Annotated in this window: 13 protein-coding genes; 9 read left to right on the plus strand and 4 right to left on the minus strand. The window is 66.9% G+C overall.

Translation table 11 applies throughout. The features are described from left to right. Positions 1 to 148 precede the first annotated feature (148 nt). From AC07OH_RS20005 to AC07OH_RS20020, 4 genes are all read left to right on the plus strand, one after another. A complete protein-coding gene (locus AC07OH_RS20005) occupies positions 149 to 2,383 on the plus strand; it encodes an NADP-dependent isocitrate dehydrogenase (protein WP_495301871.1) in 2,235 nt (744 codons plus the stop codon). Between the two features lie 185 nt (positions 2,384 to 2,568). Further along, positions 2,569 to 2,919 (plus strand): DUF1161 domain-containing protein, encoded by a 351-nt coding sequence (locus AC07OH_RS20010; protein WP_495301872.1) that lies wholly within the window; start codon positions 2,569 to 2,571, stop codon positions 2,917 to 2,919. A 17-nt stretch (positions 2,920 to 2,936) separates the two neighbouring features. After that, positions 2,937 to 3,539: a Pr6Pr family membrane protein gene (locus tag AC07OH_RS20015; protein WP_495301873.1), complete on the plus strand. Its 603-nt coding sequence runs from the start codon at positions 2,937 to 2,939 to the stop codon at positions 3,537 to 3,539. Positions 3,540 to 3,700: 161 nt separating this feature from the next. Further along, the gene (locus AC07OH_RS20020) at positions 3,701 to 4,465 is read left to right on the plus strand and encodes an SDR family oxidoreductase (protein WP_062478031.1); all 765 of its coding nucleotides are present in this window, start codon (positions 3,701 to 3,703) and stop codon (positions 4,463 to 4,465) included. A gap of 14 nt (positions 4,466 to 4,479) precedes the next feature. Here AC07OH_RS20020 and cynS read toward each other — a convergent pair whose 3' ends face one another. Both cynS and AC07OH_RS20030 read right to left on the minus strand, forming a co-directional pair. Next, a complete protein-coding gene (gene cynS / locus AC07OH_RS20025) occupies positions 4,480 to 4,923 on the minus strand; it encodes a cyanase (RefSeq protein ID WP_495301874.1) in 444 nt (147 codons plus the stop codon). Between the two features lie 187 nt (positions 4,924 to 5,110). Further along, positions 5,111 to 5,533, minus strand: coding sequence for a nuclear transport factor 2 family protein (locus AC07OH_RS20030; protein WP_495301875.1), 423 nt, complete (start codon positions 5,531 to 5,533; stop codon positions 5,111 to 5,113). An 87-nt stretch (positions 5,534 to 5,620) separates the two neighbouring features. Between AC07OH_RS20030 and AC07OH_RS20035 the strand changes: the two genes are divergently transcribed. The 3 genes from AC07OH_RS20035 (at position 5,621) to AC07OH_RS20045 (ending at position 8,421) form a co-directional block, all read left to right on the plus strand. Beyond that, on the plus strand, positions 5,621 to 6,202 hold the full coding sequence (locus AC07OH_RS20035; RefSeq protein ID WP_062478023.1) for a TetR/AcrR family transcriptional regulator: 582 nt from the start codon (positions 5,621 to 5,623) through the stop codon (positions 6,200 to 6,202). 30 nt (positions 6,203 to 6,232) lie between these two features. After that, complete coding sequence (locus tag AC07OH_RS20040; protein WP_062478020.1) at positions 6,233 to 7,126, plus strand: LysR substrate-binding domain-containing protein; 894 nt, start codon at positions 6,233 to 6,235, stop codon at positions 7,124 to 7,126. 137 nt (positions 7,127 to 7,263) lie between these two features. Then, the gene (locus tag AC07OH_RS20045; protein WP_101493230.1) at positions 7,264 to 8,421 is read left to right on the plus strand and encodes an alpha-hydroxy acid oxidase; all 1,158 of its coding nucleotides are present in this window, start codon (positions 7,264 to 7,266) and stop codon (positions 8,419 to 8,421) included. 57 nt (positions 8,422 to 8,478) lie between these two features. Here AC07OH_RS20045 and AC07OH_RS20050 read toward each other — a convergent pair whose 3' ends face one another. Continuing rightward, the gene (locus tag AC07OH_RS20050) at positions 8,479 to 9,111 is read right to left on the minus strand and encodes a TetR/AcrR family transcriptional regulator (RefSeq protein ID WP_495301876.1); all 633 of its coding nucleotides are present in this window, start codon (positions 9,109 to 9,111) and stop codon (positions 8,479 to 8,481) included. A gap of 81 nt (positions 9,112 to 9,192) precedes the next feature. On the opposite strand from AC07OH_RS20050, the gene AC07OH_RS20055 reads away from it, so the two are divergent. Beyond that, positions 9,193 to 9,849, plus strand: a complete 657-nt coding sequence (locus tag AC07OH_RS20055) for an O-methyltransferase (protein ID WP_495301877.1) — start codon at positions 9,193 to 9,195, stop codon at positions 9,847 to 9,849. Between the two features lie 149 nt (positions 9,850 to 9,998). Continuing rightward, on the plus strand, positions 9,999 to 10,331 hold the full coding sequence (locus AC07OH_RS20060) for a hypothetical protein (protein ID WP_495301878.1): 333 nt from the start codon (positions 9,999 to 10,001) through the stop codon (positions 10,329 to 10,331). Between the two features lie 24 nt (positions 10,332 to 10,355). Here the strand turns inward: AC07OH_RS20060 and AC07OH_RS20065 are convergent, their stop codons facing one another. Further along, the gene (locus AC07OH_RS20065; protein WP_495301879.1) at positions 10,356 to 11,330 is read right to left on the minus strand and encodes a tripartite tricarboxylate transporter substrate-binding protein; all 975 of its coding nucleotides are present in this window, start codon (positions 11,328 to 11,330) and stop codon (positions 10,356 to 10,358) included. Positions 11,331 to 11,335: the final 5 nt, after the last annotated feature.

The raw sequence follows: 11,335 nt of genomic DNA on the forward strand, positions 1-11,335 counted from the left end.
CGCGCGAAGCCCTGGCAGAGGGGTCATCGGGGTTTCTCCGACCGCGCCCCGGCCCGACCGGGCGACAATGGGGGGCTCCGGCGAAAGTCCATTTCGCCCAATGAAATTTCAGCCCTCTCGACAACCCAGAACCTACGGAAGCAAGCGCATGAGCACGAAGCAACCCACCATCGTCTACACCCTCACCGACGAGGCGCCCCTGCTGGCGACCTACGCCTTCCTGCCCATCGTGCGCGCCTTCACGGCTCCGGCCGGCATCAACGTGACGACGAGCGACATCTCGGTGGCCGCCCGCATCCTGGGCGAGTTCCCCGAATTCCTGAGCGACGACCAGAAGGTGCCCGACAACCTGGCCGAACTGGGCAAGCTCACGCTGCAGCCCGACGCCAACATCATCAAGCTGCCCAACATCAGCGCCTCGGTGTCGCAGCTCAAGTCGGCGATCAAGGAACTGCAGGGCAAGGGCTACAAGATCCCCGACTACCCGGAGAACCCGACCTCGGACGAGGACAAGGACATCCGCACGCGCTACAACAAGTGCACCGGCAGCGCCGTGAACCCCGTGCTGCGCGAAGGCAACTCCGACCGCCGCGCGCCCCGCGCCGTGAAGGAATACGCCCGCAAGAACCCGCACAGCATGGCCGAGTGGAGCCAGGCCTCGCGCTCGCACGTCTCGCACATGCACGGCGGCGACTTCTATCACGGCGAAAAGTCCATGACCCTGGACCGCGCGCGCAACGTCAAGATGGAACTGCTGACCAAGAGCGGCAAGACCATCGTGCTCAAGTCCAAGGTCGCCCTGCTCGACCGCGAAGTCATCGACTCCATGTTCATGAGCAAGAAGGCGCTGCTGGCCTTCTATGAAAAGGAGATCGAAGACGCGCACAAGACCGGCGTCATGTTCTCGCTGCACGTGAAGGCCACCATGATGAAGGTCTCGCACCCCATCGTGTTCGGCCACTGCGTGAAGATCTTCTACAAGGAAGCCTTCGAGAAACACGGCAAGCTGTTCGACGAGCTGGGCATCAACGTCAACAACGGCATGGTCGACCTGTACAACAAGATCGCCACGCTGCCCCAGAGCACGCAGGACGAGATCAAGCGTGACCTGCACGCCTGCCACGAAGGCCGCCCCGAGCTGGCCATGGTCGACTCGGCCAAGGGCATCACCAACTTCCATTCGCCCAACGACGTGATCGTGGACGCCTCGATGCCCGCCATGATCCGCAACGGCGGCAAGATGTGGGGCGCCGACGGCCGCCTGAAGGACGTCAAGGCCGTGATGCCCGAATCGACCTTCGCCCGCATCTACCAGGAGATCATCAACTTCTGCAAGTGGCACGGCGCCTTCGACCCCAAGACCATGGGCACCGTGCCCAACGTCGGCCTCATGGCCCAGAAGGCCGAAGAGTACGGCTCGCACGACAAGACCTTCGAGATCCCCGAAGACGGCGTGGCCAACATCACCGACCTGGACACCGGCGAAGTGCTGATGAGCGAAGACGTGGAGCAAGGCGACATCTGGCGCATGTGCCAGGTCAAGGACGCCGCCATTCGCGACTGGGTGAAGCTGGCCGTCAACCGCGCACGCAACTCCGGCATGCCGGTCGTGTTCTGGCTCGACGCCTACCGCCCGCACGAGGCGCAGCTGATCACCAAGGTCAAGATGTACCTGCACGAGCATGACACCACGGGCCTGGACATCCAGATCATGAGCCAGGTGCGCGCCATGCGCTACACGCTGGAGCGCGTCGTGCGCGGCCTGGACACCATCAGCGCCACCGGCAACATCCTGCGCGACTACCTGACCGACCTGTTCCCCATCATGGAACTGGGTACCTCGGCCAAGATGCTGTCGATCGTGCCCCTGATGGCCGGCGGCGGCATGTACGAGACCGGCGCGGGCGGCTCGGCCCCCAAGCACGTGCAGCAGCTGGTGGAAGAAAACCACCTGCGCTGGGATTCGCTGGGTGAATTCCTCGCGCTGGCCGTGAGCCTGGAAGACCTGGGCCTGAAGACCGGCAACGCGCAAGCCAAGATTTTGGCCAAGACGCTCGACGCCGCCACCGGCCAGCTGCTGGACAACAACAAGAACCCGTCGCCCAAGACCGGTCAGCTGGACAACCGCGGCAGCCAGTTCTACCTGGCCATGTACTGGGCCCAGGAACTCGCCGCGCAGACCGAGGACAAGGACCTGCAGGCCAAGTTCAAGAAGCTCGCCGAGACGCTGACCGCCAACGAGAAGAAGATCGTCGACGAACTCGCCGCCGTGCAAGGCAAGGCCGTGGACATCGGCGGCTACTACCTGGCCGACCCGAAGAAGTACGAAGCCGTGATGCGCCCGAGCGCCACGCTGAACGCGGCGCTGGCACCGGCGGCCTGATTCCGCTGCGCCTGCGTCTTCCGGGTCTGCACTGACCCGGAAGCCCCCACACCAACGGCCTGTCGCTCGCGCGGCAGGCCGTTTGTTTTTGCGTTTGTCTTTGCGTCTGCCGCCGCGCAGCGCGAAACTAGACGTCGACTCCCCCGCCCCCATTCCACTGCAAGAGAAAAGAAAGGCAGGCCCTCATGAAACTCCGTCTGCTTGTGACTGCTGCTGCCGCCTCGACCCTGCTCGTGGCCGCCGGCGGCGCCCACGCCCAGAGCAACTGCGACACGCTGCGCGCCGAGATCGAGGCCAAGATCGCCACGTCGGGCGTGACGAACTTCAGCGTCGTCACCGTCGATGCCACCGCCACGGCAAGCGGCCAGGTGGTGGGCAGCTGCGACCTCGGCACCAAGAAGATCGTCTACCAGCGCGAAGGCGGCGCGGCCTCGCCGGCCCCTGCATCCCCATCAGCCCCCGCACCGCGCGGCGAGCCGATGCTCACCGAGTGCAAGGACGGCTCGGTGTCCATGGGCGGCAACTGCAAGCCCTGAGCCGAGGGCAGCATCCCGTGATCTGGCCCGCCCTGCGCCTCTTCTTCGGCCTGCTGACCCTGGTGGCGATCGGCTGGCAGCTGGCGATCCATGTCCGCATGGGCTTCGACGTCGTCAACTTCTTCAGCTTCTTCACCAACCTCTCGAACCTGTTCGCGGCGATCGTGCTGGTGCTCGGCGCGCGCCGCCTCTGGCAGCCGGCGTCCACGGGGCCCGACGAGGGGCTGCGCGCCATCTCGGCCGTGAACATGGTAGTGGTCGGCATCGTCTTCTCGCTGCTGCTGTGCGACGTCGACCTCGGCGCGCTGCGGCCGTGGATCAACACGCTGCTGCACTACGTCATGCCGTGCGTCGTGCTGCTCGACTGGCTGCTGCAACCGCCGCGCACGCGCCTCGGCGGCCGGCAACTGCTGTGGACGCTGGTCTTTCCGATGGCCTACCTAGTCTACACGCTGGTGCGCGGCAGCCACATCGGCTGGTACCCCTATCCCTTCCTCAATCCCGCCAACGTGGGCGGCTACGGCGGCGTGGCCGTCTATGCGGCGGGTATCGCGCTGACCTTCGGGTTGGCGGGATGGGGGCTGCTGGCTTTGGGGAATCGGCTGGGCCGGCGCGCCTGACACGGCCAAATGCACGGCCCGCCTTTTTCTGCATTTCGCAGGATCAGGCAAAAACCTCGTTCGATCCGGATACCGCCTCCGGCCCCTTCGCCCCGAGACTCCTCTGCATGCCCGGCGCACCCTTCGCGCCATGGCGCACCGACCCGCATGAGGAGTTTTGTATGAGTGCAATCCAGGACACAGTGGTTCTCGTCACCGGCGCCAGCAGCGGCATCGGCGAGGCGACGGCGCGGCGGCTCGCGCGGCGTGGCGCCCATGTGGTGCTCGGCGCGCGCCGCACCGAACGGCTCGCGGCGCTTGCGGCCGAGATCAATGCCACCGGCGGCTCGGCGAGCTTCCGTCGGCTCGACGTGACGCACCGGCCCGACATGGAGGCCTTTGCCGAGTTCGCCCTCGACACGCACGACCGCATCGACGTGCTGGTGAACGCCGCCGGCGTGATGCCGCTGTCGCCGCTGTGGCAGCGCAAGATCGAGGAGTGGGAGCTGATGATCGACGTCAACCTGCGCGGCATGCTGCTGGGCGTGGCGGCCGTGCTGCCCACGATGCAGGAGCAGGGCTGGGGCCACATCGTCAACGTCGCACCGGTGGCCATGGGCGGCGCCACGCCCGACTCGGCCGTGTACCACGGCACGCAGTACGCGGTGCAGGCAATTTCGGAAGGGCTGCGGCGGGAACACGCGGGGCGTGTGCACGTCTCGCTGGTGAGCCCCGACGTGGCCGAAGCCGCCGACCCGCTGGCCGAGCGCATCGCCGACAGCTACGCCTTCGAGCGCATGCGCACGCGGCGGCGGCTGACAACACCGGTCGACGGCGTGGCGCGTGCCATTGCGGGTGCCATCGAGGGCGCACGCTACGGCATGGCGGGCCCCGGCTGGCGCCCGGCCCCGACGCCGCGGCCGAAGCCTGCGGCACCGGTGTACTGACTGAAAGCCGAACGTCAGTAGCTCTTGTACGGCAGGAACTTGCCCGACAGCACCACGTTGACGCGGTCGCCCTTCGGGTCGGGCTGGCGCTGGATGTCCATGCTGAAGTCGATGGCGCTCATGATGCCGTCGCCGAACTCCTCGTGGATCAGTTCCTTGATGGTGGTGCCGTACACGCTCACCACCTCGTACCAGCGGTAGATCAGCGGGTCGGTGGGCACGGGCGTGGGCAGCGAGCCCTTGTAGGGCACGACCTGGAGCCACTTCTGCTCCTCGGGCGTGAGGCCGAAGATCTTGCCGACGGCCTTGGCCTGCTTGTCGTCGAGCGTCATCTGGCCGAGGCAGGCGGCGGTGGTCCACTCCTTCGACAGGCCGATCTTCTTGGCCACGTCGGCCCACTGGATGCCCTTGGACACCTTCACGGTGATGATCTTCTCGGTGACGTCGTTGCGGTTCATGTGGCTTGGCTCCCGGGTTGAAACGGATGCAACAGGACTAGCAACAGACATGCCCAGCTGACTTGCTCCCTCCCCTTCCGGGGGAGGGCTGGGTTGGAGGCACGCGGCCTCCGAAAAAACATGGCGCCTGTTCGAAGGCCTGCCCCCATCCCAACCTTCCCCCAGCGGGGGAAGGAGCAAGACCGCTTCAGCGCTCCCAGCGGAACTTGCGCTCCGATTCCGCAATGGGCTGGTCGTTGATGCTCGCGTAGCGCCTTTGCATCAGCCCGTTCTGCGCAAACTCCCAGTTCTCGTTGCCATGGCTGCGGAACCACTGGCCCGCGGCGTCGTGCCATTCGTACTCGAAGCGCACCGCGATGCGGTTGTCCATGAAGGCCCACAGCTGCTTCTTCAGGCGGTAGTCGTGCTCGCGCTCCCACTTGCGCGACAGGAACGCCACCACCTGTTCGCGGCCATTGACGAAGTCCGCGCGGTTGCGCCATTCGGTGTCGGGCGTGTAGGCCAGGCTCACGCGCACGGGGTCGCGCGAGTTCCAGGCATCTTCGGCGGCCTGGACTTTCTGGTGAGCGGATTCGAGGGTGAAGGGCGGCAGCGGCGGACGGGATTCCATGGCGGTCTTTCAGTCAAAAGATGAAGTGATGAAGGCCCGCAATGTGCCATGAGTAGACAGACCTGTCTACATGCCTACAATCGCCGCATGGACATCTCTGCACTGCCTGCGCGCGAGCGCATCCTGCTCACGGCGCACGAGCTCTTCTATGCCGACGGCATCCGCGCCACCGGCATCGACCGCGTGATCGCCGCGTCGGGCGTCACCAAGGTCACCTTCTACCGGCACTTCCCGTCGAAGGACGATCTGGTGCGCGCCTTTCTCGACCACCGGCACGGCGTGTGGATGGCCTGGTTCGTCGATGCGCTGGGCCGGCGCGACGCGCAGCAGCGCATCGCGCAGGGGCAGGCGCTGCCGGTGCTGGCCGACGTGATGGCCGAGTGGTTCGCCGACCCGCTGTTTCGGGGCTGTGCCTTCATCAACTCGGTGGTGGAAGTGGGGGCCAGCGTGGCCGGCGCCGCCGACATCGCGCGCGAGCACAAGCGCGAGATGGTCGAGGTGATCGCCGGCCTGCTGCCCGACGGCCCGCAGCGCATGGCCGTTGCGCAGGCGGCCGCGCTCGGCGTCGACGGCGCCATCGTCAAGGCGCAGATGGGCGATGCGGCGCTGGCGCGCGAGGCGGTCGACGACCTGCGGCGGCTGCTCGATGCGCTCGTCGCCCTTCGATAACATCGCATCGCTCACTCCTTCCCAAAACACATGGCATCGACGCGACTTCCCTCGACCCAGGGCCTGCAGGCCTTCGAGGCCGTCGCGCGGCTGCGCAGCGTGAACCTGGCGGCCGAGGAGCTCAGCGTGACGCCCAGCGCCGTGAGCCACCGCATCCGCCAGCTCGAGACGCAGCTCGAGCTCAAGCTCTTCACGGGCAACGACTTCGGCCTGAGCGCCGACGGCGTGGCCTACCTGGCGCGCGTGCGCGAGGCCATCGCGGCGCTGCAGCAGGTGCCGGGGCGCGAGCCCGCGTCGCAGGTGCGGCGGCTGCGCGTGGCGGTCACGCCCACCTTCTCGCGCCAGATGCTGCTGCCCCGGCTGGCCGAGTTTCGCGACGCCTACCCGACCATCGAGCTGATGCTGCAGGTGACCATGCCGGTGCGCAACTTCACGGCCGAAGACGCCGACATCGAGCTGCGCTTCGGCACCGGCCCGTTCCACGACCGCGAGTTCTGCCAGCTGCTGGCCGACGACGTCTCGCCGGTGTGCAGCCCGGCCTACCTGGAACGCCACGGGCCCTTCGAGCAGCACTTTTCGACCGATGCCGAGGTGGCGCGCGTGCAGCTGCTGCGCACGCCGCTGGAGTCGTGGCGCATCTGGTTCAAGGCCTGCGGCATCGGCCTGCCCGAGCCGGCCGTGGGTCACCAGTTCAACGACCTGGGGCTGGCGCTCGATGCCGCCGCTGAAGACTTCGGCGTGGTGCTCATGCACCTGCGGCTGGGCCGCGCCTGGCTCGACAACGGCCGGCTGGTGCGCCTGTCGCCGCACAGCGCGCCCTCGCCCAACGCCTACTTCCTGTGCTGGCGCCCCGGCACCATGGAGCGCTGGGAATGCGCCACCTTCGTCGAATGGCTGCGCCAGGCGCTGCGCGAGCCGGGCTGAATAATTTTCAGCCGGGGTGTGGGCTTTTTTCAGGTGGCCGGCGCGTTTCCCCTGCAGACTCGACCCCCGGCGCTGCCGTGGCCCGCATGGGCTGCAGCGCGCCGCGCCCCCCATAACACCAGCCAGGAGACTCCCCCGTGCCCGACCTTTCCAAGATCACCTGCATCGAAGACCTGCGGGCGATCGCCCAGCGGCGCGTGCCGAAGATGTTCTACGACTACGCCGACTCCGGCGCCTGGACCGAGGGCACCTACCGCGCCAACGAGAGCGACTTCCAGAAGATCAAGCTGCGCCAGCGCGTGGCCGTGAACATGGAGGGCCGCTCCACCCGCACCACCATGATCGGCCAGGAGGTCGCCATGCCCGTGGCCATCGCGCCCACGGGCCTGACCGGCATGCAGCACGCCGACGGCGAAATCCTGGGCGCGCGCGCGGCCAAGGCCTTCGGCATTCCGTTCACGCTCTCGACCATGAGCATCTGCTCGCTGGAAGACATCGCCGAGAACACCGACCGGCATCCCTTCTGGTTCCAGCTCTACGTGATGAAGGACCGCGACTTCATCGAGCGCCTGATCGACCGCGCCAAGGCCGCCAACGTGTCGGCGCTGCAGCTCACGCTCGACCTGCAGATCCTCGGCCAGCGCCACAAGGACATCAAGAACGGTCTGTCGACGCCGCCCAAGCCCACCATCAAGAACCTCATCAACCTGGCGACCAAGCCGCGCTGGTGCATGGGCATGCTGGGCACCAAGCGCCGCACCTTCGGCAACATCGCCGGCCATGCCAAGGGCGTGAAAGACCTGTCGTCGCTGTCGTCGTGGACCGCCGAGCAGTTCGACCCGGCCCTGAGTTGGGCCGACGTCGAGTGGATCAAGAAGCGCTGGGGCGGCAAGCTGATCCTCAAGGGCATCATGGACGCCGAAGACGCACGCCTGGCCGTGGCCAGCGGCGCCGACGCGCTCATCGTGTCGAACCACGGCGGGCGCCAGCTCGACGGCGCCCCGTCGTCCATCGCCGCGCTGCCGGCCATCGCCGATGCCGTGGGCAGCCAGATCGAGGTGTGGATGGACGGCGGCGTGCGCAGCGGCCAGGACGTGCTCAAGGCCCGCGCGCTCGGCGCACGCGGCACGCTGATCGGGCGCAGCTTCCTGTACGGCCTAGGCGCCTACGGCCAGGAAGGCGTGACGCGCGCGCTGCAGATCATCCACAAGGAACTGGACATCACGATGGCCTTCTGCGGCCGCACGCAGATCGACGATGTGAAGTCGGACATCCTGTTGCCGGGCACGTTCTGAGGGGCGGCTGAAGCCCTTGCCGGGGGCGAGCCGCCCCCGCATGGCGGCACTGAAGGCTCAGCGCGAGGCCAGGCTGTCCATGTAGACGCAGAACATGTCGGCCATCGCGTCCGCCCACGCCTCGATCTCGGCGTCGGTGCGGGGGCTCTCGGAAAACTCTTTTCCCACTGCGCTGAGCGTCACCACGATCAGGTCGCCTGCGATCTGGCGCGTGGCATCGGACGCCGCTGGCAGCGCCTGCTGCATGAACACGCGAACGATCTCGTCGCCGGCGGCGCGCACCTCTTGTGCCTCGGGTGCATCGCGGTAGAACGGCGCGGCGTCACCCAACGCCGTTCGCACATCCGCCTCTTCGCATTCGGAGCGGACGAACGCGTGCGTCAGCAGGCGCAGGCGCTCGAGTGCGGGCCGCTGCGTATCCCCGAGGATGCCGCGCATCATCTCCGTCGTCTGCCGCCATTCATCGCTCTGCAGACGGAACAGGATCGACGCCTTGTTCGGGAAGTATTGGTAGACCGACCCGACGCTCACGCCCGCCCTTTCGGCGACGCGCGTCGTCGTGAAGCGGCGCACGCCTTCTTTCGCCAAAACCTGAACAGCTGCCTGAAGAATGGCGCCGAGAAGGTCGGCCGAGCGCGCCTGCTTGGGCTGCCGGCGAGAGGAGATCGGGGTGCTTTGACGGTCGGTCATGGGAGCGCTGCGGAACGCGAATGGAAAACATGAAGGGTTCTTCATAGTATTTCTCATCTGCTTTTCACACGAAAGAACCCCGTGACCACCTTGACCATCGCACCCCTCGCGCCCTTGCTGGACCGCCTGTTCCAGGAGGCCAGCGCGGCCACCAGCCCGGCCATCGCCGACGTCAGCCCGCAGGAGCGCCACCGGCTGATGCACAGCAAGACCGAGTACATCGCGCTCTACAGCCGGCTCAAGGATGTGTGGCTGCCGGTGTCGCGCGAGACCGGCGTGCTGCTGTACCAGCTGGCGCGCAGCACGAACGCGCGCCACATCGTGGAGTTCGGCACCTCGTTCGGCCTGTCCACCCTGTACATGGCCGCGGCGCTGCGCGACAACGGCGGCGGCCGCCTGATCGGCAGCGAGTTCGAACCCTCGAAGGTCGCCAGGGCCCGCGCGCACCTGGCCGAAGGCGGCGTGGCCGACCTGGTCGAGATCCGCGAAGGCGATGCGCTGCAGACGCTGGCGGTCGACCTGCCAGCCTCCATCGACCTCTTGATGCTCGATGGCGCGAAGGCGCTCTACCCCGACGTGCTGGCGCTGGTCGAACCGCACCTGCGGCCGGGCGCGCTGATCGTGGCGGACAACGCCGACCACAGCCCGGAGTACCTGGCGCGCGTGCGCTCACCTGAAAACGGGTATCTGTCGGTGCCGTTCGGCGGTGACGTGGAGTTGTCGATGCGGTTGGGGTGAGGGCTCGCGATCGGTTTGCGATTGCAGCGGCTCACAAGCTACTTGCGTCACGGTCATTGCTGATTCCCGCGTGACCTGCTGCGCGTGCATGAGACAGCGCTCCCTATGATTTTGAGGAGGCCACAACGGTCCGACAGGGAGAGAGAAAAATGACAGCACAGAACTCAGCCAACACAGCAGGCATGGCGATCCGATTCACGCTGAGCGTGCTCACGTGGGCCGTTTCGATCCCGGTCCTCAACGTCCTTCTCACCGGCCTGGCTCGACGCCAGGTCCTGACATTGACGGGGACCGGTGTAGCCCTCGCCGCCTGCGCCCTGCTCTTGTGGGCAGGGTTGATCTACTGGAGGCAGGTTCCAGCCACCCCCAGCATCGCAAGACGCGTGACGTACTTCATCGCCTACGTCGCCGTCATGGCACTGCTGGGGCTGATCGGCGTGTGGGCCACCTTCTGGGCCACCGTTGCCATCCACGGGCTCTGAGCGCGATGCGCGCGGCCGACAACCTCAGTCCGCGTACACCCCCGCCGCCTTGATGATCGGGCTCCACTTCGCAATCTCCGCCGCCACGAACTTCTTGTGGCCCTCGGGCTCGATACGGCCGTCGGTGGCGACCACGGCGCCGAGCGCTTCCTCGCGCTTGATGAAGTCGGCGTCCTTCAGTGCCGCCTTCAGCGCGTCGCTGATCTTCTTGAGCACCGGCGCGGGCGTGCCCTTGGGCGCGTACAGGCCGTGCCAGATCGTCACCTGGAAGTTCTTCAGCCCGGCCTCCTCGAGCGTGGGCAGGTCTTTCAAGAGCGGCGTGGTCAGGCGTTTGGGCGTGGTCACGGCATAGGCCTTGACCTTCTTCGCCTCGATCTGCGGCGAGGTGTTGGTGCTCTGGTCGCACAAGAGGTCGATCTGGCCGCCGATGAGGTCGGTGATGGCGGGCGCCGTGCCCTTGTAAGGCACGGGTGTCATCTCGGTCTTCGTGGCGCTCTGGTAGAGCAAACCGCACAGGTGCGAGGCCGAGCCGATGCCCGCGTTGCCCAGGTTGATCTTGCCCTTGTTGGCGGCGATCCAGGCGGTCAGTTCCTTGTAGTTGGTGGCCGGAAGGCTGGGCTTGGCGATGAGCGTCATGGGCACGTCGTTGACGATGCCCAGGTACTCGAAGTCGGTCTCGACCTTGAACGGCACGTTGCGCACCAGCGTCGGCACGGTCGCCATCGCGATGTGGTTGAGCAGCAGCGTGTAGCCGTCGGGGTTGGCGCGCGCGACCTTGGCCGCGCCGATGGAGCTGCCCGCGCCGGGCACGTTGTCGATGATGACGCTGGCGCCGCCCAGCGGCTTGCGCAGTGCCTCGGCGAGGTCGCGCGCGACGCGGTCGGTCGGGCCGCCGGCCGCGAAGGGCACGACGATGGTCACGGGCTTGCCCGCGGGAAAGTCCTGCGCGTGGGCGCACACGGCCAGGGCCATCGCCGCGAGGGCGAACAGTTTTTTCATGGAAG

The organism is Variovorax sp. GW821-FHT10C12 (assembly GCF_059415405.1).

What these genes read in the sequence shown, in the direction of transcription:
- AC07OH_RS20005 (WP_495301871.1), top strand. Translation starts at nt 149, where the DNA reads ATGAGCACGAAGCAACCCACCATCGTCTACACCCTCACCGACGAGGCG.
- AC07OH_RS20010 (WP_495301872.1), top strand. Translation starts at nt 2,569, where the DNA reads ATGAAACTCCGTCTGCTTGTGACTGCTGCTGCCGCCTCGACCCTGCTC.
- AC07OH_RS20020 (WP_062478031.1), top strand. Translation starts at nt 3,701, where the DNA reads ATGAGTGCAATCCAGGACACAGTGGTTCTCGTCACCGGCGCCAGCAGC.
- cynS (WP_495301874.1), bottom strand. Translation starts at nt 4,923, where the DNA reads ATGAACCGCAACGACGTCACCGAGAAGATCATCACCGTGAAGGTGTCC.
- AC07OH_RS20030 (WP_495301875.1), bottom strand. Translation starts at nt 5,533, where the DNA reads ATGGAATCCCGTCCGCCGCTGCCGCCCTTCACCCTCGAATCCGCTCAC.
- AC07OH_RS20035 (WP_062478023.1), top strand. Translation starts at nt 5,621, where the DNA reads ATGGACATCTCTGCACTGCCTGCGCGCGAGCGCATCCTGCTCACGGCG.
- AC07OH_RS20040 (WP_062478020.1), top strand. Translation starts at nt 6,233, where the DNA reads ATGGCATCGACGCGACTTCCCTCGACCCAGGGCCTGCAGGCCTTCGAG.
- AC07OH_RS20050 (WP_495301876.1), bottom strand. Translation starts at nt 9,111, where the DNA reads ATGACCGACCGTCAAAGCACCCCGATCTCCTCTCGCCGGCAGCCCAAG.
- AC07OH_RS20060 (WP_495301878.1), top strand. Translation starts at nt 9,999, where the DNA reads ATGACAGCACAGAACTCAGCCAACACAGCAGGCATGGCGATCCGATTC.
- AC07OH_RS20065 (WP_495301879.1), bottom strand. Translation starts at nt 11,330, where the DNA reads ATGAAAAAACTGTTCGCCCTCGCGGCGATGGCCCTGGCCGTGTGCGCC.